Origin of the sequence: Marivirga harenae, from assembly GCF_030534335.1 — a bacterium.
In the GTDB taxonomy this organism is placed as follows: domain Bacteria; phylum Bacteroidota; class Bacteroidia; order Cytophagales; family Cyclobacteriaceae; genus Marivirga; species Marivirga harenae.
In genome coordinates, this window is sequence record NZ_CP130565.1 from 1,719,826 (window position 1) to 1,742,630 (window position 22,805).

Here is a 22,805-nt window from a genome sequence, read left to right on the forward strand (position 1 = left end):
ATGATAAAAATAGCTAATTATATTGATGGTGATTTAGTTCCTCCAAAATCATCCCTATATATGGATGATGTGAACCCAGCTACTGCTGAAGTATTTGCTCAGATTCCGTTATCTAATCAGGATGATTTGAAAGCAGCCATCAATTCTGCAAATAAGGCTTTCCCGATGTGGAGCAAAATGTCTGTAGAAAAAAGAGCTAATTATTTGATGAAAATTTCATCTCTGATCAAAGAAAACCTAGATCAACTAGCCCAAGCGGAATCTCAGGATACAGGCAAGCCTTTACAATTAGCAAGAGTTGTAGATATTCCTAGAGCCAGTGCAAATATGGAGTTTTTTGCACATGCAATCACACAATTTAGCAGTGAATCACATTCAGGTAAAAATTCTATAAATTATACGTTAAGAAGACCAGTGGGGCTAGTAGCATGTATTTCGCCATGGAATTTACCGCTTTACCTATTCACTTGGAAAATTGCACCAGCACTTGCTGCCGGAAACTGTGTAATAGCTAAACCATCGGAAATCACACCATACACAGCATATCTTTTTAGTAGGCTTTGCATAGAAGCGGGATTACCCAAAGGAGTTTTAAATATTCTACACGGGCAAGGTCCGGAAATTGGTAATACTATTGTAGAAAGTGAAAATATCAAGGCAGTTTCTTTTACTGGGGGTACTACAACTGGAAGGAGAATAGCAGAAATTTCAGCCCCATTGTTCAGGAAAGTATCACTAGAATTAGGCGGTAAAAATCCAGCCTTGGTGTTTGCTGACTGTGATTTGGACAAAGCAGTAGAGGGTTTAGTTCGCGCTTCATTTACAAATCAAGGAGAAATCTGTTTGTGTGCTTCTAGGATTTATATAGAGAAGTCTATTTATGAGCAATTCAAAGGGAAGTTTATCGATAAGGTGAAGGCTTTGAAAGTAGGGGCTCCAGATGAGCAGTCTAGCAAAATGGGGGCGTTGGTTTCGGCTCAACATTTAGATAAAGTAAGGAGATATATTGCTATAGCAAAAGAAGAAGGTGGTAGACTATTATGTGGCGAAGAACCGATAGAGTTGGAAGAGAAGTATAAACACGGATATTTTCTACGGCCTCATGTTTTTGAAAATTTGCCTAATACCTGCAGAACAAATCAAGAGGAAATATTTGGTCCTCTAGTTAGTCTAAATGTGTTTCAAGGTGAAGAAGAAGCTCTTTTGTTAGCAAATGACAGTGAATATGGTTTGGCTTCAAGTATATGGACTAATGATTTATCAAAAGCTAATCGAATAGCAGATCAAATTGAAACAGGGATTGTGTGGATTAATTGCTGGATGAACCGAGACTTAAGAACGCCATTTGGCGGTATGAAGAATAGCGGATTAGGACGAGAAGGAGGATTGGAAGCTTTGAGATTTTTTACTGAGCCTAAAAATGTCTGTATTGAATTCTAAAGTGTAGAAATGCAAAAAGCCAATCAAAATTACTTGATTGGCTTTTTTATAAAAATTTTTTTTTTACGCTGAAGCTGATGAACTGTCAGTAGGCGCTGCCTCTGGACTTGGTTCTTTTAGTTTAGCAATGTGGAAAGTCTTTCTAGCTTTATGTCCACAATATGAGCATTTGAAATATTTCATTAACTCTCCATCTTCAGTTACCGTTGGAGATTTAATAATTTCCTCTTTAACAACTTTTAAAGTCTGGTAATTACACTCAGAGCATTGCAATGCATGCAAGTGACCAGAATACTTTTCAATTTTGGTATATCCCGTTTCTTCATCTACCCAAACGTCATAATCTACAGAGAAAATATCTTCTTCTGCCTGCATACCTTCATCTAAGTAAACATCCTCTTCTTCTTCACTAAGAAGTTTCATAGGCTTGCCTGTTTTAGGTGAAACTCTAGGAGTATAACGTAATTTTTTTAATCTCTTCTCAATGTAAAAAGGATAGTAAAACCTTAGTACATTTTGAATGATTACTCCAATGATAAGAGCCAACATAGCAGATACAAAAACTTTTACGGATAACCATAAAAATTCTGTCTCACCAAATAGGGAATTTACCCAAATAACAGCACCAATTAATATAATTACAGCTGATCGCCATAGTACATCAATTTCGTTTTTGTTAATGTAATCATACTTTTGTTTAAATTCACTTAAAGTACCTAACCTCAAGTAATAAAGTAAAACAAGTAAGACGGCTACCCCAATGATGACCATACCAACATACGGTCCGTATTGGTTTATCATGTCAAAGATGCTTTGGTTATTCTCTGCCATAATTCAGTTTTTTAGTGATGGTAAATTTAGTTTTCAAATGCGAAATTTCAATATATCTTAAGTAAAAATACTATGAAACTTTAAGCAAGTTAAAATTAATTCCTTAAAATTCTATCAATAAAGTTATATAAATTAATTGAAATACCTAAAAAATATTTTTTTTATTCTGTGTAGTTAAGCTAATACTCAAACTGCATATATCTAATATACTAATATATAACAAATTACGTTAAAAATACGTGCACATTAAAATTAATGGAAAATTAATTTTCGCTGGAGTAAATTAGCAAATTGATAAAAAATATTTTGATTTATAACAACCTTATGGTCTTTAATTGGGTCTTTAAATTATTCGGCTAAATCTAACCGGATATAATTTTGTATTTATATTTTATAATTATTAAAAGAGTTAAACTATGATGAAATTTTTGAGAAATGGACTGTTATTTGCTTTAACAGGAGCTTTTGTTTTCACTGCTTGTGATCCGGCAGAAGATGAAACTCCGGTTGGCAGCGCGCCAAACGTAACGGTGTCAGTTGAAAATGAGCAGGATGTATATCTTCCTGGAGATGTAATTGACTTGGTGGTAGATTTTACAGCTGATGATCCTGTAGTAGGTGCAACTATTAATACAGAAACAGAAGAGTTTACTATAACATTATCAGCGAATGGTATTTCTGACAATGTTATAGACTTGAATGCTTTTAACGTTGCAAGCGAAACAGAAGGTAGCTTTACAATCCCAGGATTTGAAATTCCCGAAGAGGCAGCTAATTTAACACTTAGTTTCACAGTAGAAATGGAAGATAGTGAAGAAAGATTAGGGGAAGGTACTTTAGACGTAGAAGTTGGAGAAAATGAAGAGCCATTGGTTAATTTTAGTGCCATTCTATTAGCAGCTCCATTGCAGAATGCTGAAGGAACAACAGCTAGTAAAACGTCTCAAACTTTCTTCAGTACAAATACTGGTGAAACCTACTCAATGGCTCAAGTTAATGGTAGTTCGCAACCGCTTTCTGCCGATATAGACTTTGGCTATTTTTATGGTTCCGGTAACAATCAAACTGCAGCCACTATAGCCTCACCGGCAAATTATCCTTTTGAATATGGACAAAATGCTTGGGGAACTAGAAATAACACTTTGATTAGAGCAACATCTGTTACAGAATCTCAATTTAACGAAGCTAATTTGACTTTAATTAATGAATCATTTGAGGATGGAACAGCTGGAAATACGGATGGTCGTATCATAAATCTTTCAGAAGGCGATGTACTGGCTTTTGAAACTGATGGGTCTAAATCCACAGGTGCAAAACGTGGCTTATTGTTAATAGAATCAATAACTCCGGGTGATGGTGAAAACGGTCAAATCGAGTTTTCAATAGTAATGGAAGAGTAGTTAATATTCTTTCTTAAAAAAAATAGGCCTAGAAACAATTCTAGGCCTATTTTTTTTATTTCTTTTATCATTAGCTAATTGCCTTCAGTGCCTGTTCATAATCAGGTTCATTACCAATCTCTGGAACTAACTCAGTGTAAATTACTTCTCCTTGCGGATTTACAACCACAACCGCTCTTGCATTTAAGCCCTTAAATCCGCCATCGAGCAATTCAACTCCATAATCCTTGCCGAAGCTCTCATTTCTAAAATTTGAAACTGGAATTGCATTTTCAATTCCTTCTGCACCACAGAATCTTGCCTGAGCAAATGGTAGATCTTTTGAAATACACAGAACTACAGTATTGTTTAAAGAAGCAGCTCTTTCATTAAATTCTCGAACAGAAGTAGCGCAAACACCTGTGTCAACACTAGGAAAAATATTTAGGATCAAATTTTTGCCTTTGTAATCTGCAAGTGAAACTTCAGACATATCGGTTTTAACCAATTTGAAATCAGGTGCCTTTTGACCTTTGGAGGGTAAATCTGCTACTGTATTTGAAGGGTTTCCACCCAATGTTACCTTTGCCATATTATTTTTTTTCATTTAGTTTACCTTTGCTAAACTTGAATTAGTTAGAATAGTTACTGGTTTTTGATAAAGATTATAAAAATGAAGGATTTAAAATTGTATGCTGTCGTTTTAGGTGGAAGGGCAGAAAGATCTAATACTGAATTACATGATGTTGTTTTTGCAATTGGTAGCAAAATAGAAGATTGCTATTTCCAATTATTAGAAAAGTGGTTTGGCCTTCCTGAGAAAATGCATATTGATTCTTATATGGAGTTGGAGGTTGTGGATGGATATGAAATCAGTTTAGACAAGAAGAAAAGTTTAGAACCAGAGAAAAAACTGTTCTTCGTTAATTTGGGAGCGTATAAAGAAGGAGATTTTATGGAGCATCATGCCAATACCTTTTTGGTGGGTAAATTAGCAACAGAAATCAAAAAAAGAGCGAAGGAGAAATTATTAAACGGCTATGATGAAGTGCATAAAGATGATTTATACGAGGTGGATGATATGATTGCTATTGAAGAACTGAATGGATACCATATTCATTTAACTCCAACCGAAAAGAGAGAAAATCTCAAGCCTAATAACGGTTATCACGTATTACCCAAAAAAGTGGTACAGGAATTTTTAGCTCAGAAATAAGAAAAGGGATTTACTAATCCCTTTTTCTAATTCTCGTTTATTTACTTTTCCTTTTCTTTATCCATGCTTAAGGCTTTAAACAAAAATATTAAAAATCCTCCGACTGTTATGGTAAGGCATACTACCATTCCTATTATTGCTTCCGTGCTCATTTTTTAACAAATTTTTTGTAAAACCATCCATTAAATACTATTGCTATTAATAATGCAATTCCCCACTGCGTAACAATCGTTGCATTACTATATATATCCATCACATTCCAATTTCCATTTTCGTCAAACCACGGATACTCACTGTAGCCTTGGCTCATCCACCAATAAACAAGGAACAAGCCTGCCACAAAGTTGAAATAAATCATTCCTGTGAAATAGATTGGAGAAACTTTGAAATCTGAATTTTGATCAATGAAATCTCGCTTGAATTTTGCTGGTCCGTATCTAATGATTAGGAAAGAAATAAAAATACCACTCACTAATAAACCGACTCCCCATACCCAATCTTGATTTTCGAAAACGGACAAAAACCAGGCGGATGGAAAACCAATAACAAAACAAGCTGCACCTGCGATAATGGCTGCTTGCTTTTTGGATAAACTATAATCAGTCAAATTCTTTATGATTAATTGCATCATCGGCAGTATCGAACTAAATGCAGCCATAGCAAAGGCTCCAAAGAAAATCCAGGAAAGAAATGGACCACCTGGCATCTGAGCAAACAATTGTGGCAAAATAGTAAAGACTAATGCGGTATTTCCATCATGTAAAAAGGCTACTGCTTCATCTGGAGTTGCAGCCATGGCAAATACTGCAGGTAAAATTGCCATTGCAGCTAATAAAGCAGCTGTATTATTTCCAAATGCCCCTAGAAATGTATTTAAAGTAACGTCTTCTTTCTGTCTAGAAAATGAACCAATTGTGATCATTAAACCCCAGCCAGCACCTGTACTCCAAGCGGAATCGGTGATTGCCTCTATCCAAATAATGGGGTCTTTAAATTTCTCTACGTCAATCGTAAATAAATATTCCAAACCTTGCGTTCCACCTGGCATTTGTATTGCGAAAGCGGCCACTACCATTAGTAGAATGAAAAGAGTAGGAATTAAAATCTTGTTTGTTTTCTCTAGTCCCTGCTTAATTCCTTTGCTAAGCACCCAGATTGCGATACTAATGGTAAACATATAGCACAGCACAGCTTGCCAGCTAGAATTAGATAATCCTGCCCAAAATGTTTCCATGAAATTCACATTAGGATCTGCGAATTGCTCATTCATGGCTCCTGAACCAAAAATATAATCGATCAGGTTTTGGGTGTTTAAAATGAAATATCTTAAGGACCATCCTGTTACAACTGAATAGTAGAAAGCGATCCCCATCGTAACTATTGTCACGAAAACACCCATCCAATTGAACTTCTTGCCACCAAGACTACCCAGTGCTCCTAGGGTACCCTTTTTGTAATGCTTACCAATAGCTAATTCTGCCATCAGTAATGGTATGGACCATACTACTAAAAATAACATCCAGAGAATGATAAAAGTACCTCCATGCTCTCCAGCTATTCTAGGAAACCGCCATAAGTTTCCTGCACCAATAGCCATTCCTAATGCAGCAAGAATTATTCCCCACCTATTACTAAACTCTTCTGTTTTTTGCGCCATAAAAGTCTTATTTGCGATTTAAAATAAGCCGAATTTAGCTAAACATCTGACTTTGTCAAAGATATGAAGGGATTCATTTAGGGCTTATGAACGAAATAGCCCCTATTTTTAAAATCTTTTGGGATTTAATTATGTGATTCTAATACGGATAGAATGTATGATGGGCTTTAGTCTGCTTTCTGCTTTTTGGCTTTTTGAGTGAGGTATTTTACTAATTTCTCGTATTCGGTATTCTCTTTATTAGAAAGTTTAATGACTTTTTTCTTACCATAGAGGATTTTCGTTTCTCTGAATTCACCCTGCTTGGTTTTGACTATGTCTTCTCTCCAACCTCTGATTTCATCCAGTGGTAGTTCCACTCTACTACGGCTTATGGGAAAAAAAATATTTAATTTATTATTACCTGCTTTTACAATTTTTATTGCTGCTAATAATTTCCCCAAAACCAATAATGCTATAACCAAAGTAATGGGTGTTAATATCAATTTTACGATGAAAAAAGACTCACTTTTTAGCAGACTATCCAATAAAAGAAAAAAGGAGCCAAAAACTAGCACCAAAAATATACTTAGAGCGAAAATGGTATTAAATCGTGGTTTTGATACTATCATAAATCTTCAACATCAAATTCTAAATCAATTACAGAAAGCAATTCTAGTTTTCCTTGCTCGAACATTTGAGGTAATTCAATTAAATCAGTTCCCTTTTCAGCTTTATAATTATTGTAATCTTGAAAAATAACACCTTTTACTTTTTCTTTATTAATCGATTCTCTGAATCTTACGCCTCCACCCTCTGTTTCATAAGAATATGCAAAATAATCCATCTCATAAGTGCTCGTATTGAACCAAAACATAAAGATATCGTCATAATCTTTACCCCCGCCTTCTTTTTTGAATGTTACTTCGATGGTTTTATAAGGTCGCCCATTTATTAGAACATCCTCTCTATTGTGTGCTGTTACAGCCTCGTCCTTCAAATTGTAAGGCAATAGGGCAAAATAATGAACCGAATTTACCGAATTAGAATAGGCGGCAGAATCTTTGCTTGATAACTCAACTTCTTTTCCGTCCCGTAATCTTCTAAATCCATCATTATCTAAAATATCATTAATTTCTCTATTGAGCGAATCTTTAAATATTCTTTCATACTTAAAATTTCCTCCGAAGTGTTGAAGTTTATAGAATTTATCTCGGAATTGAAATTGAGTACTTATATTTTCATAGGCATCTCCGCCATGGTTTTCAATGGCTGTTTGAATTTGTATTTCAACTGACTGCTCACTTGGGTTACAAGCAGCTAGCAAAACTGTAATAATTATTATTCCAATAACATTTCTCATAGAACTGAAATACGCCTTAACATTAAAATAGTTTGGAATGCATGACAATCCACCTTTCTGGCAATTCACCTTTTAAAGCCTGTTGATAATCGGAGTAGCTACAAGGAACTATTGAATTTCTATTAAATCGGTTGTTTCCTGATGGATTTGGAACTTCCATCCACCATTTATCTATAAAATTACTTTTATAGAAAGTTAAGGTTTCTGGTTCCATAGGCATAGAAACCACATATTTCATATAGTCATTTGAACGGAAATCCCTAGATTCTTTTCGATGATAAAACCCTTCAATGAAATACCAAATCATCGTGGATAAAACTGCTGCAGACTTATTGGATTCATCATCTTTGGTAATATCAAATTCATAAAATCCTATGGCGCTTAATTTTTCATTGATCCCTGCATACCAGCATAATTGACAAGCTTCTTCACCAGTCAGGCCAAATGGTTGAGCATTTGCTGTAGCTGGAAAATCAGAGGATTTTAAAGCCGTTAAATCAAAACTGAACATATCGGCCTGCCGAATTACGGGTTCCATTTCTTTTAAATCATGACGTAATGCACCTATTCTATGCGCTTCAAAATAGAGTTTTTCGAGCGTGTTGATTGCCTGAGGGTTTACTAAATAAGTTTGATAAGCTAAATGGCTGTAATTGAACAAATAATTTGGCTGATGCATCAGCAATTTCTGAATATGCTGCTGATTGGCAGGAGCTTCTTTATCCTCCATGTCTAAAAATGCATCTACATTTAAAACACTGATGAGCTTGTCCATTTCTTCGTAAGCCAAATATTGTGCAAATCCCATATCATGTGAACCTCCAATCAGAATGGGTAGCACATTATTTTCGATGCAAGCATGGCAAACTTCTTGAACTCTTCCGAATGTTTGTTCTGTGTCTATGGCTTCAGATATATTACCTAAATCCACAATATTATAGGCCCCAGAGCCTTTTGTCAATCTGTAAAGCTTTTTTCTTAAGGCATCGGCACTTCCCGCTGTACCAGCGTTCTCTTCATTATTGCCTTTGTCGGATATGCCAATTAAAGCAATATCGGCACTTTTATAATCAGGAAATTTCTCCTGGTAAATTTTTATGTTTTTGTAAAAGCTCCCCTGCTTTTTGATGTCGGAAAAAATCTCCTCGGGAACGGGGCTAAAGAAAAGTCTTAAATCCATGGCATGAATTTAATAACAATAATTTGATGGACATGAATTTTGGAGTAAATGATTTGATAATCTGTAAAAGCTTAACTCCAAAGTATTCTTTTCTGGATATCTTGGCAAATTTTCAAATTCAAATTACCTTAATGTATAGCTGACCAAGCCTTAATTAATCACTTAGTGATTTATTTTAACCACAAAAGAGACTAAAGATAACAAAAGGAAATAATCTTGATTATTTCTACACCAACTCAGTGAAGTACTCATTTACAAAGGTTTTTTGTCCTTCATTGTAGAGGTTATAAACATTAAAATTAAAAAGGATTCCCTTAGGGATTTTTAAGTTTCATATATGAAAGCAGCTGAGCTTCATGCACTGGCAATATTTCTTTTGCAGCTTTTTATACTTACAAATTGCAATCGGTAATTCTACTTTTGTTGACTTTTGAATCTTTTGTGATATAGAAATAATGTCGAAGACATTAACTAAAAGAGTTCAATTCACTTTGGCTCTCACCATTTCCTTCTTTCCGGGAGGTCCAGGTAAAGTTTCCACTTCAAAACCTACAGATTTCAAATCTCTTTTTAATTGCCCTTTGGCGCTGTAGGTTGTAAATACACCGCCATCTTTCAGTAAATTAAAACATTTCTGCATTAAATCAGCTGTCCACAGTTCCGCCTGCTTACTTGGGGCGAACGCATCAAAAAACAAAACGTCAAACTTTTGATCTATTTGTAAATCTTCGAGCTTTTTTTTGATTTTGTGAATTGAAAAATATGGATTGATTTCTACCTTCTCACCCCAAATGCTTGTATGTATTTGCTCAAAAGTTGCTTTCAAATCATCACCATCAATCGAAGTAGCGTAATTCAATTGACTTATAATCTCCATATCCAAAGGAAAAGGCTCAATAGTAGTGAAATTTATTTTCACCTCATTTTCCATAGCAAAATGTGCAGCCAATAAAGCATTTAAACCCGTACCAAACCCTACTTCAAAAATATCTACCTGCTTAGGTAAACCTGATTTTGTTCTCCAAAATCGCAGACCTTTTTCAATAAATACATGAACAGATTCCTGTAGTGCACCATGAAAAGAATGATAGGTTTCTTTTAATTCTTCATGGTAAAGTGAATGGGACCCGTCTTCAGTAGTTATAATTTTGATATTGTCCATGACTAATTATCTAAATCACTTTGGTGATTAACTTTATAAATCAAAGCGACCGCATGCGCATCAATCCCTTCTTCTCTTCCCACAAAACCTAACTTCTCAGTGGTCGTGGCTTTCAATGATAAATCGTCTTCACTGATTTTCATGACTTTAGCCAAAACAGTTCTCATTTCAGGAATATGAGGATTGATTTTGGGCTTTTGCAAGCCTACCGTTACATCTAAATTACCAACTTCGTATCCTTTTTCTCGGATCAGGGCAATGGTCCTTTCCAATAAAATCTTACTATCAATGCCTTTGTATTGAGCATCCTGATCTGAAAAGTGATAACCAATATCGCGTAAATTAGCTGCCCCTAATAAGGCATCACAAATTACATGAATTAAAACATCTGCATCTGAATGACCAACTCCGCCTTTGTGATAATCTAGTTTAATGCCGCCTAGCCAAAATTCTTCTCCTTCAGCCAAACGGTGCACATCATATCCGTAACCAATTCTGAAATTCATTTTTTTGCTTTATAGTAAATAGTAGAACAATTTTCGTCTTGCAATATTTCATTTGAGACAGTATGGATATCTTTGGTGCTAACCGCTTTGATCAAATCTGTTTCTTCATTTACCAAATTCGGATTTCCCATAGCAGCACCAAATGCAATAGACATGGCACGGTTTAGAATATCAACCTCCCCGTATACGATGGTGGAAATTGCTTGGTTTTTAACCTTTTCCAATTCTTTATTAGCCACTTCCTCAGCTTGTAATTCCTTTATAATTTGTTGAACGGCAAGGTCGGCATTCTTTAAACTAATTCCTGATGAAACTTGACCACTAATTACGAGTAGGCCAGGATCAACCGAGCCTGTTACGTATGCAGCCAAGCTAGAGAAAATTCCGTCTTCCTTGACTAGTTTTTTGTAAAGTCTGCTTGATTTTCCTCTTCCTAAAATATCGCTCATCAAATCAGAAGCATAATATTTTTCATCCGTTTTGGCAGGCATGTGATAAGCTTTATACAAAGCATCAACTGGCACATCCGATTCTATTTCCAGAAATCTTGCTTCTTGCTGTTTGGGCTCTTTTGGTAAATTACGGTTTCTCTTCTCACCGGCAGGGATTTCCCCAAACCATTTTTCAGTTAAGGCCTTAACATGCTCCGTTTCTACATTTCCAGCAATCACCAAATAAGCATTGTTGGGTCTGTAATGAGTAAAGAAAAATTCCTTAACGTCATCCATGGTAGCATTCTCAATATGAGAAATTTCTTTTCCAATTGTAGCCCATTGATAAGGGTGTTTTTCGTAGGCCAAGGGACGCATTTTCAGCCATAAATCACCATATGGCTGGTTTAAGTACCGTTGTTTGAATTCCTCAATCACAACACTTCTTTGTACCTCCAAAACTTTTGGATCGAAGGAGAGTGACATCATCCGATCAGATTCTAGCCAAAAAGCGGTTTCTATGTTTTGGGCAGGGAGTGTTATGTAATAATTGGTTACATCCGGACTTGTGAATGCATTATTTTCACCTCCAACCCTTTGAAGTGGCTCGTCATAGTTAGGGATGTTTTTTGATCCCCCAAACATCAAATGCTCAAATAGATGGGCGAAACCAGTCTTGTCGGCTTTTTCATCTCTAGAACCCACATCATAAAGTAGGTTAATAACGGCCAAAGGTGTATTTTTGTCCTCGTGGACATATACATTTAAACCATTATCAAGCGTAAAAGAATTATATTTTATCATAAGCTAATGAGTGAATCAAAAATAAAAAATATAATGGCTTTTGCAGATAAGACCATTACTTTAAATTTGTCGGACAATAGTTTCCGATTTTTTAAGGAAACCCAAAGATAGAAACACTAATTTAAAAACTAAACTTAAACCTTTAAAGCCTTTCTTTAAGGTATTTTTTCATGCAATTCGATAGAAAAAAATTAACCGACAGTCAGCTCATCAACTTATACAAACAAATTTTGTTACCGCGACTCATTGAAGAAAAAATGTTGATTTTGCTGCGGCAAAATAAAATCAGCAAATGGTTTTCTGGAATTGGACAAGAAGCTATTTCAGTTGGTTCAACTGCCGCTTTTCAAGAAGATGAATACATATTACCAATGCATAGGAATCTAGGGGTATTTACTAGTCGGAATATCCCATTGAGCAGATTATTTTCTCAATTTCAAGGTAAAATGCAAGGCTTTACAAAAGGAAGAGACCGTTCTTTTCATTTTGGAACTAATGAATTTCATATTGTTGGGATGATTTCTCACCTAGGCCCTCAATTAGGTGTGGCTGATGGAATTGCACTTGCCAGCAAATTAAGTGGAGAAAAGAAAGCAACTCTTGTTTTTAGTGGTGATGGAGGTAGTTCAGAAGGAGACTTTCATGAAGCATTAAACGTAGCAGCTGTATGGGACTTACCTGTGATTTTCATGATTGAAAATAATGGTTATGGGCTATCCACACCAAGCAATGAACAATTCAAATTCAAAAACTTTATAGACAAAGGTCCTGGATATGGAATGGAGGCCATTAAAGTGGATGGTAATAATATTTTGGATGTTTATCATGCAGTAGATAAAGCAGCTAAAAAAATCCGTAAAAATCCAAAACCTATTTTAATAGAAGCTATGACTTTCAGAATGAGAGGACATGAAGAAGCTTCAGGCACCAAGTATGTCCCACAGGAATTATTTGATAAATGGGCTAAAAAAGATCCTGTTAATAATTATGAGCAGTTTTTACTTAAGGAAAAAATTATCTCTCAAAGTGAAATAGATGATTTAAGGGCTGAGATAAAAGCAAATATAAATAACGGATTAAAACTAGCAGGAGAAGATATTTATCCTGAAGTGAATACTGAACAACAAGTTTGTGATTTGTTTTTGCAAGTTGAATCAACAGTAATAGAGCCGAAAACGGATAATAAGAGTCCAAAAAGATATGTAGATGCTATTTCGGATGGTCTAAAGCAATCATTTGAAAAATATCCACAGCTAGTGATAATGGGGCAAGATGTGGCCGATTACGGAGGAGTTTTTAAGATCACGGAAGGCTTTATCGATAAATTCGGGAAAGATAGAATCCGAAATACGCCCCTCTGCGAATCAGCTATTATTGGGATTGGCTTGGGAATGAGCATTAAAAAACAAAAATCAGTGATAGAAATGCAGTTTGCTGATTTTGTGACATGTGGGTTTAACCAAATCGTGAACAATCTGGCTAAATCTCATTACCGATGGGGTCAAAACGCTGATGTGGTGGTAAGAATGCCAACAGGAGCGGGAGTGGCCGCCGGTCCATTTCATTCTCAGTCCAATGAAGCATGGTTTTTTCATACTCCTGGGTTGAAAATTGTATTTCCGTCCAATCCTTATGAGGCCAAAGGTTTACTTACTGCGGCAATAGAGGATCCTAATCCTATAATGTACTTTGAACATAAGGCGCTTTACCGGTCGTTGACTGATGATATTCCTGATGATTATTATACCGTGGAAATCGGCAAAGCCAATGTTATTGAGAAAGGGACAGACATTTCTATAATAACTTATGGAATGGGAGTTCATTGGGCAAAAGAGGCAATGAATGATTTAAGCGATATGTCTGTTGAGTTGATTGATTTAAGAACATTGTTACCTTGGGATAAAGAAACGGTGAAAGCCAGTGTACTGAAAACTGGAAAAGTATTGATTTGTAATGAAGATTGTCTTACAGGAAGTATAAGTGGTGAAATAGCTGCATGGATTAGTGAAAACTGCTTTGAAGCCTTAGATGCACCTGTGATGCGAGAAGGAAGTTTGGACACCCCAGTTCCTTTTAATGCAGATTTAGAACAAAACTTTTTGCCAAAAGAAAGAATCAAAAACAAATTGAGAAAATTGGTAGATTATTAGATTTAAGTACATGTCCCGATGAAAAATTTATTATTCTAAAAAATGGGGTTAAATTGAAGGTTTCGTAAATACATTTTGTTAGAGAAAATACTATATCGACCAGTTGGAGTATCATTAGTCATAGTTTTGCTATGTTTTTTTTCTATTCCTCATAAAATTTTCGCACAAGAAACTGGCGGAAAAAAATTGGAGGTATCAGAGAAGAAAAGTCCAGAAAAAATGGACAATAAAAAAGTAAAGACATCCAAAAGAAGGAAAGCAAAAGGTAATCCAAACAGAGGTAGTAATAAGGTAATCGTTATTAATCCTTTTAAGTGGGATTGGGATAAAGTGATGTGGTTTAAGGCGAGAAAAAGTGATTATGAGACTAAAGATTATAATCCAAACAAAAGACCCAAGCGTAAAACGTACGATAATAAACCAAACTATCAATCAGCTGACAGAGAAGCTATTACAAATCCATCTAAATTAAAGACACCTTTAATCCCCTATGATAGTAGAATTGCAGAAGAAGGTCCTGTTCTCCAAAGAAAACAAAAGCATAAAAACGTCAATTTGCAAAATGGCGGGCCTCAAGATACCCCAAAAGCAATCAATTTAAATGATCCTTCTCAGACGTTATCGAAAACTGCAAAAAAAGATAAACAGAGCAAAGTAGATGGGAAAAAGCTGTATAGCAGAAGAAAAGATAGAGACAAAAAACCGTTTGATAATGATAAACTTGAAACTGCATCAGTTCCGGATCTAGATCCAAAAATGGATGATGATAAAATCATGTTTAGGAAACAAAAGAATGATTATTCAAAAATGGATAATGATAAGCTAATGCTTGTATCGAAACCTGATTACAAATCAAATAAGCCTGACGGGGATAAATTATTTACCGTAGATGCCTCCAATAAAAAACCGAAGCCCTTCGATAATGATAAGTTGATGACTGAAACAGTTCAGGATAGAAAAAGAAATAAGTTTGACGATTCAAAGTTGATGGTCTCAGAACCGGCAAATAGAGACCGAAAACCATTTGATGATGATAAGTTAATGACGACTAGCGTAAACAAACCCAAAAAACAAGATTTGCATGACGATAGGCTTCTGACGGTTCTAGAAAAGAGAAAACCTACCGGTGAGATGAAGCAAACCAGTAAGGACATATCTAACTTAGATGGAAATTACTCAAGACATTTCTATGTTAGTAGCGAATCCCACCCTGGTACAAAAATACTAGCCGCGGAAAATTCTAAATTGCCTTTCTTTGCTAAAACTTTTCAATCTGTTTCTTCGTTTTTCAGCAGTATTTGGAAGGATGATACGCAGCCTAATTACGTAAATCGTAAGAAACCTAAAGAAAAAAGAGATAAGAAAGAAGGGCAGATTTGGGATAACTCCGTCCATCCCGATACTTGGAAGAAGCAAGAAGCCGAATCAGGAGAAGAACAATAAAATTTGAACTATGAATTGGGAAAGAATAGAAAGTCTAGATACTTTAGATAAAATTGTTGAAGAATCTAAACAGAGTCCTGTTATTATTTTTAAGCATAGCACTAGCTGTTCTATTAGTGCTATGGCTCTAAACAGATTAGAGAGAAGCTGGAATCAAGATGAAATGAGAGAAGTAAGGCCTTATTATTTGGACTTAATTTCTCACAGGGATGTCTCCGATGCTGTAGCAGCTAAATTTGGAATCATGCATCAGTCACCTCAGATTCTGTTAATTAAAAATGGGGATTGTGTTTATGATGAATCACATATGGGTATAAGTTACCAAAATTTGAAATCGGGAGTAGCTGCTTAATCTATAGTAGCGTGAAGTTTATATTTTGTTCAATATCAGGATGTAAGCTTTTTGCTACAGGGCAATTTAGAGCAATTCTCTTTAATCTTTCAATTTCCTTATTAGATAGATTAGTTTTCCAGTCAATATTGACGGTTATGGCTTTGATTCTTCTGGGATTTGAAGCCATTTCTTTTTGTAAATCGCAACTAATATCGCCCAAATCTAGATCGTTTTGGTCAGCATAAATTCCCATGACAGTCATCATGCAACTGGCAAGGGAGGTAGCTGCCAAATCCGTAGGAGAAAAATATGCCCCCTCTCCATTATTATCTACAGGAGCATCGGTCAAAATTGAATTTCCCGAACGATTATGCGTAGCATTTGTTTTTAATGGGTGGATGTATTTAATTGATGAGGTGGCCATAAACTATATTGGGTTTTTATCGTTATTTTCAAACGCAAGTTAGTATAATTCAGGGATTTTAACTTCTTTCGAATATTCTAAAAGTGGTTTTTGGTGAAAGGATTGAAAAATATTTAGATTCTGAAACTAAAGCATTAAATTTGCGATATTACAACATTGAAATGAAAAAAATATTTATACTTTTTTTACTAATATTTTCTTTCACCTTTGAGGTCAAAAGCCAAAAAGATAATCCATTCGAATATGGGCAAGAATTTTTATTTGGGGTAAGTAAAGCCACAAATGGAGGCCTTTTCTCAGGTGGCTTCTTTCGCTATAGTGCTAAAAAATCAAATAGAGTCTTTCAAACTTATGGAATTGAAATAGCCAATGTAAGACATCCTCAAGAAAGAAGAGTTCCAAGTCCCACATTTTTCAGCTCATCTAGTTTTTATGAAGGCAAAGAAAAATATTTGATTAGCTCCCGTTTAATGTACGGATATGATCTATTGCTTTTCAAGAAAGCAGAACAAAAAGGTGTGCAAATTAATGGGGTCTTTATGGGTGGACCAACCTTGGGCTTCGTTTCGCCCTATCTTTTAAGAAGTGAGGGTGGAGGTTTGGTTACATACTCGCAGTATTTAAATGGATCCTCAATTATAGGTCCGGCAGGGTATTTTTCAGGAATTGATCAAATGGAAGTTGTTTTGGGAGCTCATATTCGTGCATCGCTACTATTTGAATTTGGTACTTTCAAAAGTAAAGTAACTGGATTTGAGGTTGGATTTTTAGGTGAGATTTTTTCCAAAGAAATTAAATTGGTTCCCTTGGGCACTAAGAATTATAACTTTTACCCGGCTGCTTTTGTAAGTATTTTGTTTGGGTCTAGAAAATAGATTTAGAATAGATTAAAGAATTAATATGATAGATTTACCGGTAGTAAGCCAAGAAGAGAAAAAGAAAAATAAAAAGCCGGATTGGTTAAGGGTGAAATTACCTGTTGGTAAGGAATATGCTAATGTTCGTAAAATTGTGGATGAGAATAAGCTTCACACCATTTGCGAAAGCGGTAATTGCCCAAATATGGGAGAGTGCTGGGGAGCAGGGACTGCTACTTTTATGATTTTGGGAAATGTATGTACGAGAAGTTGTTCGTTTTGTGCGGTAGCAACGGGACGTCCGCCAGAGTATGATGAGCAAGAGCCTCAAAGGGTAGCTGAAGCTATCAAAAAAATGGGGGTTAAGCATGCAGTTTTAACTTCTGTTAATAGAGACGAGTTGAAAGACCGAGGTGCCGAGATTTGGTATCAAACCGTAGTTAAAACAAAGGAACTTTCCCCTGAAACTACCATCGAGACATTAATTCCTGATGTTAAAGGAAAGTGGGATGCTTTATATAGAATGATTGAAGCAGGTCAAGAAGTTGTTTCGCACAATATTGAAACCGTTCCTAGTCTTTACAGAAGAGTGAGACCTCAAGCCAAATACCAAAGAAGTTTGGATCAAATTAAATTGACCAAAGAGTATGGCAAAAGAACAAAAACAGGAATAATGGTTGGCTTGGGTGAAACTCAAGAGGAGATGTTTGCTACAATGGATGATTTGGTTGCACATGGATGTGATATTTTAACAGTGGGGCAATACTTACAGCCTACAAAACGGCACCATGATGTGATGGAATATGTCCATCCTGAAGTATTTGATATGTATAGGGAAGAAGGTTTAAAAAGAGGATTGAAGTACGTTGAGTCTGGTCCTTTGGTTCGTTCTTCTTACCATGCTGAAAGACACGTAAACGTTCCTATTTAAGGAAGCTAATATTATTTAGAAACCACAGCTTAAGTGAAATCCGCTTATATTGCTGTGGTTTTTTCTTTTAAACGTACTTTTATAGGCTTCATTTGAGAAGCCATTTAATAATAATATGCAAGATAATTTTATTGTAACCCTAGAAAATCTAAAACTGAAGGACTATCGCAGCTTGATCAAGTCCATGAAAAAGGCTTATGCTGGCTGGGATGATTTATGGGAGGTCGAACATATAAAAACCTTAATTGATAAATTTCCCGAAGGGCAGTTATGTGTTTTGGTGAACGGGCAGGTAGCGGGTTGCGCTTTATCGATTATTGTGGAATACTCTGATTTCGGGGATAATCATATCTACCCCGAAATCACAGGAAATGAGACCTTCAACACCCACAATCCAGAAGGGGATGTTTTATATGGGATAGATGTTTTTGTGCATCCTGACTTCAGGGGCATGAGAGTAGGGCGGAGGATGTATGATGCTAGAAAAGATTTAGTAGAACAACTGAATCTAAGGTCAATAGTGGCTGGTGGGAGATTACCTGGGTATTTGAAGTACGCTGAAAAATTTACACCAAAGCAGTATATTCAGAAAGTAATTGCTAAAGAGGTTTACGATAAGACCTTGTCTTTTCAATTATCAAATGATTTCCATGTAAAGAAAGTTTTGAAAGGCTATTTGCCTGGAGACAAACAATCTGCGGAGTTTGCAGCGCTCATCGAATGGAATAATATTTATTATGAACCTTCTGAGGAGTACGTTCATATCCCTAAAACTGTAATTCGTTTAGGATTGGTGCAGTGGCAAATGAGGCCAACCCCATCATTAAAAGCAATGCAGGAGCAAATTGAGTTTTTTATTGATGTGGTGAGTGGCTATCAGTGTGATTTTATTTTATTCCCCGAACTCTTTAATGCACCACTAATGGCAGAATTCAACCATTTGGATGAAGCCACAGCTATTAGAGAACTAGCTAAATACACAGAACCTTTAAAGGAAATTTTTCAGGAATACGCCATCAACTATAATGTGAACATTATTACCGGAAGTATGCCTGTAATGAACAGAGGGAAACTCTATAACAAAGGGTTTTTATGTAGGCGGGATGGAACCAGCGAAACCTATGAAAAGATTCATATGACTCCTGCTGAAGTCAGTGCTTGGGGTATGACTGGGGGCAAGAAAATTCAAGCTTTTGACACCGATTGTGGTAAGATTGGGATTAACATTTGCTATGATGTAGAATTCCCGGAAATGGGAAGATTATTGGCTGACGAAGGCGTTAAAATCTTATTTGTTCCATTTTTGACGGATACTCAAAATGGTTATATGCGTGTGCGTTTATGCTCTCAAGCTAGAGCGATAGAGAACGAATGTTATGTTGCTATAGCTGGAAGTGTGGGTAACTTGCCTAAAGTAAATAATATGGATATCCAGTTTGCACAGTCAGGAGTTTTCACACCTTCCGATTTTTCTTTCCCGACCAATGGTGTTAAAACGGAAGCTACGCCCAACACGGAGATGACCGTTATTGCAGATGTAGATGTAAATTTGCTAAAAGAATTGCATACTTACGGCAGTGTGCGTAATTTGAAGGACAGAAGAAAAGATTTATATACTATCAAAAAGAAATAAGTCAGTGAAAGTTGAAGAGTTTGTAAGTTTAAGTTTGTTCAAAAAAATAAAGACTTTATATGTTGACGGAGAGTTTGTGACCTCCATCCGCTATTACCGCTATAAAGTCAATTTATTTTTGTTGAATGATTTTTATGTGGAAGCCTTCTATCATCCAAAAACAGACCGTATTGAAAAAATAGTTCCTTTTGATAGTAGTCATAGCCGGAAAAAGTTTTATACGGATCAAGTAAAACTACCTCATTGGTTCGAAAAAGTATCTTAAAATGATTGATTTAAGAAGTGACACGATAACCCGACCAACATCAGGAATGAGGGAGGCCATGATCGAGGCTCAAGTTGGGGATGATGTTTTTGGAGAAGATCCAACCATAAATGCTTTAGAAAAAAAAGCTGCTGCGTATTTTGGAATGGAATCCGCCATTTTTTGCCCCAGTGGCACCATGACTAATCAAATTGCTATTAGAGTTCATACAGCGCCACATACCGAAGTAATCTGTGATGAAAAATCTCACATCTATTTATATGAGGGCGGAGGTATTGCTTACAATTCTTTTGCATCTGTTCGATTATTGCAAGGGGATAGTGGAAGAATTACTGCGGAAATGGTGCAGGATAATATCAACAATCCGGACGATGTTCATGCTCCCATTTCTACATTAGTTTCCTTAGAGAACACGATGAACAAAGGTGGGGGCTGTGTTTATGATTTTAAAGAGATTGAAAAAATTAGCGCAGTTTGTAAGGATAAAGATTTAAAGCTGCATTTAGATGGAGCACGCTTATTTAATGCTTTAGTTGCTACTGAAGATAATCCGAAAAGTTATGGTCAACATTTTGATACTATATCAATTTGCCTTTCTAAAGGATTGGGTTGTCCTGTTGGTTCGTTATTATTGGGAAATAAAGAGGATATTAAAAGAGCTAGGAGAGTGCGTAAGGTATTAGGAGGTGGGATGCGTCAAGCTGGATTTTTAGCTGCAGCGGGAATATATGCTCTGGATCACCATATTGACAGATTGGTGGAAGATCATAATAGAGCAAAATCTGTAGCGGAGGAATTGGAAGGCTTAAGTTTTGTTGAATCCGTATTACCCGTAGAAACCAATATTGTCATATTTAAATTAGCAGATAATGCATTATCAGTGAATTTTGTGGAGAAATTAAAGCAAAATGGCATATTAGCCGTTCCGTTTGGGAAACATGATGTTCGTTTTGTTACCCACCTTGATTTTAACGATGATATGCTCCAAGACCTAATAGTAAAATTAAAAGCGATATAAACCTCCAAGAAATAAACTAGCACTCATGACATTATCAGAGAAAATTACTGCTCAAATAAGGGGCATAGCTGACTTTCCGAAGCCTGGCATTATATTTAAAGATATTACTCCAGTTCTATCGCATCCAAAATTGGTAACGGAAATTGTGAGTTGGTTTGTGGAAAAAGCCAAAGATGACGGTATAGATGTGATCGTAGGGGTGGAATCAAGAGGTTTTTTATTTGGAATGATGATTGCTGAAAAATTAGGGGTTCCTTTTGTACCTGTCAGAAAGCAAGGAAAACTGCCCTATGAAACCATTAAATATTCGTATGATTTAGAATATGGCAGTGCGACAATGGAGATTCATAAAGATGCCATTAAGCCAAATCAGAAGGTAATGATTCACGATGATTTACTGGCCACTGGAGGAACGGCTGTAGCCGCAGCGGAATTAGTAAAAGAATTAGGTGGAAATGTGGGTAACTTTAGCTTTTTGATTGAGTTAGGGTTTTTGGAAGGTAAAAAAAGACTAGCTAAAGAAAATGAAGCGGTTTACAGTATCGTTACTTATTAATATATTTGATTTTTGAATGAGCCAAAGAGAAAGCTGGGGACGCAGGCATTTGCCTCGAAATCTAACTGGCTTTATATTTGACTCAAATAAATATTTTTGTATAAAAAATTATCAGTTTAATATTATAGGGAAAAGAGATTTATAAAGCAATCATGGAAGAAGCACAGGTAGCAAATAAAAGCGAATTGCAGCAAAAGGTAAAAGACGTAATGTCTGAAGTTGCTAAAGTAGTAGTGGGTCAAGAATATATGGTCAATCGTTTGTTGATTGGACTCTTCACTAATGGGCACGTATTGTTGGAAGGAGTTCCCGGTTTGGCAAAGACCTTAACAGTTAATACTTTAGCGAATGTTTTGCATTTAGATTTCCAGCGTATTCAGTTTACTCCGGATTTAATGCCGTCCGACTTGATTGGAACCATGATTTATAATCAGAAGCAAGGGAATTTTGAAGTCAAGAAAGGCCCTATTTTCTCAAATCTTGTTTTAGCAGATGAGGTAAACCGATCCCCTGCCAAAGTACAATCTGCATTATTGGAAGCAATGCAGGAAAAACAAGTGACGATTGGCGAAACAACATTCCGATTAGATAGACCATTTTTGGTTTTGGCGACTCAAAATCCGGTTGATCAGGAAGGAACTTATCCTCTACCGGAGGCACAAGTCGACCGTTTCATGTTGAAAGTAACGGTGAGTTACCCAACCAAATCTCAGGAATTAGAGGTGATGCGAAGAATGTCTAATATGTCTTTTAATAAAGAAGTTAATACAATTCTAACGAAGGAAGAAATTTTCAGCATCAGAGATCAAGTCAATCAGGTTGAGATTTCTGAATCATTGGAACGCTACATTATCGAATTGGTATATGCCACAAGGTCTCCATTAGATTATGGATTGAAACAAGAAGCAGAATACATTCAATATGGTGTTTCGCCTCGGGCTAGTATTAACTTAAATTTGAGTGCTAAAGCTGTAGCTTATATGGAAGGTAGGGATTATGTGTTGCCTGAAGATATTAAAGAAGTGGCTTATGATGTTATGAATCACAGGATTTTGCTCAATTACGAAGCCGAAGCAGATGGTGTTACTACTAAAGATATTATTGAGAAGATCCTTAGACAGATCCCTATTGGATAGTTCGATATAAGTATTGAGTACAGTTCTGAAAGCGTTCCATATGGATCGCTTTTTTTATTTTAACACAAAATTAATAGTAGATAAAATTGGTAACAATTTGCTAAAAAGTT

The 22,805-nt window shown here is 35.9% G+C and carries 24 protein-coding genes; 13 read left to right on the forward strand and 11 right to left on the reverse strand.

What is annotated here, in order from left to right; all coding sequences use genetic code 11:
* Positions 1-1,440 carry an aldehyde dehydrogenase gene (locus Q3Y49_RS07345; protein WP_303271651.1) on the forward strand — a complete coding sequence of 480 codons (1,440 nt, stop codon included), beginning with the start codon at positions 1-3 and terminating at the stop codon, positions 1,438-1,440.
* 63 nt (positions 1,441-1,503) lie between these two features.
* Here the strand turns inward: Q3Y49_RS07345 and Q3Y49_RS07350 are convergent, their stop codons facing one another.
* Positions 1,504-2,271: a hypothetical protein gene (locus Q3Y49_RS07350; protein WP_303271652.1), complete on the reverse strand. Its 768-nt coding sequence runs from the start codon at positions 2,269-2,271 to the stop codon at positions 1,504-1,506.
* 416 nt (positions 2,272-2,687) lie between these two features.
* Here Q3Y49_RS07350 and Q3Y49_RS07355 point away from each other — a divergent pair, with 416 nt between their 5' ends.
* Entirely contained in the window at positions 2,688-3,671 is a 984-nt protein-coding gene (locus tag Q3Y49_RS07355; RefSeq protein ID WP_303271653.1) for a hypothetical protein, read from the forward strand.
* Positions 3,672-3,741: 70 nt separating this feature from the next.
* Here the strand turns inward: Q3Y49_RS07355 and tpx are convergent, their stop codons facing one another.
* The gene (gene tpx / locus Q3Y49_RS07360) at positions 3,742-4,242 is read right to left on the reverse strand and encodes a thiol peroxidase (protein WP_303271654.1); all 501 of its coding nucleotides are present in this window, start codon (positions 4,240-4,242) and stop codon (positions 3,742-3,744) included.
* 81 nt (positions 4,243-4,323) lie between these two features.
* Between tpx and Q3Y49_RS07365 the strand changes: the two genes are divergently transcribed.
* A complete protein-coding gene (locus Q3Y49_RS07365) occupies positions 4,324-4,866 on the forward strand; it encodes a DUF1543 domain-containing protein (RefSeq protein ID WP_303271655.1) in 543 nt (180 codons plus the stop codon).
* Positions 4,867-4,907: 41 nt separating this feature from the next.
* On the opposite strand, the gene Q3Y49_RS18730 is transcribed toward Q3Y49_RS07365, so the two are convergent.
* The 8 genes from Q3Y49_RS18730 to Q3Y49_RS07400 all read right to left on the reverse strand — a co-directional run bounded on the left by Q3Y49_RS18730 (position 4,908) and on the right by Q3Y49_RS07400 (position 11,948).
* Positions 4,908-5,018: a MetS family NSS transporter small subunit gene (locus Q3Y49_RS18730; protein ID WP_367892473.1), complete on the reverse strand. Its 111-nt coding sequence runs from the start codon at positions 5,016-5,018 to the stop codon at positions 4,908-4,910.
* Positions 5,015-6,523 carry a sodium-dependent transporter gene (locus Q3Y49_RS07370; protein ID WP_303271656.1) on the reverse strand — a complete coding sequence of 503 codons (1,509 nt, stop codon included), beginning with the start codon at positions 6,521-6,523 and terminating at the stop codon, positions 5,015-5,017. The genes Q3Y49_RS18730 and Q3Y49_RS07370 overlap by 4 nt, the downstream gene beginning before the upstream one ends.
* A 167-nt stretch (positions 6,524-6,690) precedes the next feature.
* Complete coding sequence (locus tag Q3Y49_RS07375) at positions 6,691-7,134, reverse strand: hypothetical protein (protein WP_303271657.1); 444 nt, start codon at positions 7,132-7,134, stop codon at positions 6,691-6,693.
* Positions 7,131-7,865, reverse strand: coding sequence for a DUF6503 family protein (locus tag Q3Y49_RS07380; RefSeq protein WP_303271658.1), 735 nt, complete (start codon positions 7,863-7,865; stop codon positions 7,131-7,133). The genes Q3Y49_RS07375 and Q3Y49_RS07380 overlap by 4 nt, the downstream gene beginning before the upstream one ends.
* 22 nt (positions 7,866-7,887) lie before the next feature.
* Positions 7,888-9,045: a formimidoylglutamase gene (locus tag Q3Y49_RS07385; RefSeq protein WP_303271659.1), complete on the reverse strand. Its 1,158-nt coding sequence runs from the start codon at positions 9,043-9,045 to the stop codon at positions 7,888-7,890.
* 481 nt (positions 9,046-9,526) lie between these two features.
* Positions 9,527-10,207: a tRNA (5-methylaminomethyl-2-thiouridine)(34)-methyltransferase MnmC2 gene (mnmC2, locus tag Q3Y49_RS07390; RefSeq protein ID WP_303271660.1), complete on the reverse strand. Its 681-nt coding sequence runs from the start codon at positions 10,205-10,207 to the stop codon at positions 9,527-9,529.
* A gap of 2 nt (positions 10,208-10,209) precedes the next feature.
* Complete coding sequence (gene ispF, locus Q3Y49_RS07395) at positions 10,210-10,713, reverse strand: 2-C-methyl-D-erythritol 2,4-cyclodiphosphate synthase (RefSeq protein ID WP_303271661.1); 504 nt, start codon at positions 10,711-10,713, stop codon at positions 10,210-10,212.
* Positions 10,710-11,948, reverse strand: coding sequence for a M16 family metallopeptidase (locus tag Q3Y49_RS07400; protein WP_303271662.1), 1,239 nt, complete (start codon positions 11,946-11,948; stop codon positions 10,710-10,712). The genes ispF and Q3Y49_RS07400 overlap by 4 nt, the downstream gene beginning before the upstream one ends.
* A gap of 170 nt (positions 11,949-12,118) precedes the next feature.
* Here Q3Y49_RS07400 and Q3Y49_RS07405 point away from each other — a divergent pair, with 170 nt between their 5' ends.
* The 3 genes from Q3Y49_RS07405 (at position 12,119) to ytxJ (ending at position 15,893) form a co-directional block, all read left to right on the forward strand.
* Entirely contained in the window at positions 12,119-14,098 is a 1,980-nt protein-coding gene (locus Q3Y49_RS07405; RefSeq protein WP_303271663.1) for an alpha-ketoacid dehydrogenase subunit alpha/beta, read from the forward strand.
* 219 nt (positions 14,099-14,317) lie between these two features.
* A complete protein-coding gene (locus Q3Y49_RS07410; RefSeq protein ID WP_303271664.1) occupies positions 14,318-15,541 on the forward strand; it encodes a hypothetical protein in 1,224 nt (407 codons plus the stop codon).
* 10 nt (positions 15,542-15,551) lie between these two features.
* On the forward strand, positions 15,552-15,893 hold the full coding sequence (gene ytxJ, locus Q3Y49_RS07415) for a bacillithiol system redox-active protein YtxJ (RefSeq protein ID WP_303271665.1): 342 nt from the start codon (positions 15,552-15,554) through the stop codon (positions 15,891-15,893).
* A 1-nt stretch (position 15,894) separates the two neighbouring features.
* On the opposite strand, the gene Q3Y49_RS07420 is transcribed toward ytxJ, so the two are convergent.
* Positions 15,895-16,299 (reverse strand): OsmC family protein, encoded by a 405-nt coding sequence (locus Q3Y49_RS07420; RefSeq protein WP_303271666.1) that lies wholly within the window; start codon positions 16,297-16,299, stop codon positions 15,895-15,897.
* A gap of 161 nt (positions 16,300-16,460) precedes the next feature.
* Here Q3Y49_RS07420 and Q3Y49_RS07425 point away from each other — a divergent pair, with 161 nt between their 5' ends.
* From Q3Y49_RS07425 to Q3Y49_RS07455, 7 genes are all read left to right on the forward strand, one after another.
* Positions 16,461-17,174: a hypothetical protein gene (locus tag Q3Y49_RS07425; RefSeq protein ID WP_303271668.1), complete on the forward strand. Its 714-nt coding sequence runs from the start codon at positions 16,461-16,463 to the stop codon at positions 17,172-17,174.
* Between the two features lie 25 nt (positions 17,175-17,199).
* On the forward strand, positions 17,200-18,087 hold the full coding sequence (gene lipA / locus Q3Y49_RS07430; protein ID WP_303271669.1) for a lipoyl synthase: 888 nt from the start codon (positions 17,200-17,202) through the stop codon (positions 18,085-18,087).
* A 115-nt stretch (positions 18,088-18,202) separates the two neighbouring features.
* Positions 18,203-19,720 (forward strand): bifunctional GNAT family N-acetyltransferase/carbon-nitrogen hydrolase family protein, encoded by a 1,518-nt coding sequence (locus tag Q3Y49_RS07435; protein ID WP_303271670.1) that lies wholly within the window; start codon positions 18,203-18,205, stop codon positions 19,718-19,720.
* A 4-nt stretch (positions 19,721-19,724) separates the two neighbouring features.
* Positions 19,725-19,985, forward strand: a complete 261-nt coding sequence (locus Q3Y49_RS07440) for a hypothetical protein (protein ID WP_303271671.1) — start codon at positions 19,725-19,727, stop codon at positions 19,983-19,985.
* 1 nt (position 19,986) lies between these two features.
* Entirely contained in the window at positions 19,987-21,003 is a 1,017-nt protein-coding gene (locus tag Q3Y49_RS07445) for a threonine aldolase family protein (RefSeq protein ID WP_303271672.1), read from the forward strand.
* Positions 21,004-21,028: 25 nt separating this feature from the next.
* A complete protein-coding gene (locus Q3Y49_RS07450) occupies positions 21,029-21,559 on the forward strand; it encodes an adenine phosphoribosyltransferase (protein ID WP_303271673.1) in 531 nt (176 codons plus the stop codon).
* A gap of 152 nt (positions 21,560-21,711) precedes the next feature.
* A complete protein-coding gene (locus Q3Y49_RS07455; protein ID WP_303271674.1) occupies positions 21,712-22,695 on the forward strand; it encodes an AAA family ATPase in 984 nt (327 codons plus the stop codon).
* The last annotated feature ends 110 nt before the right edge of the window (positions 22,696-22,805 follow it).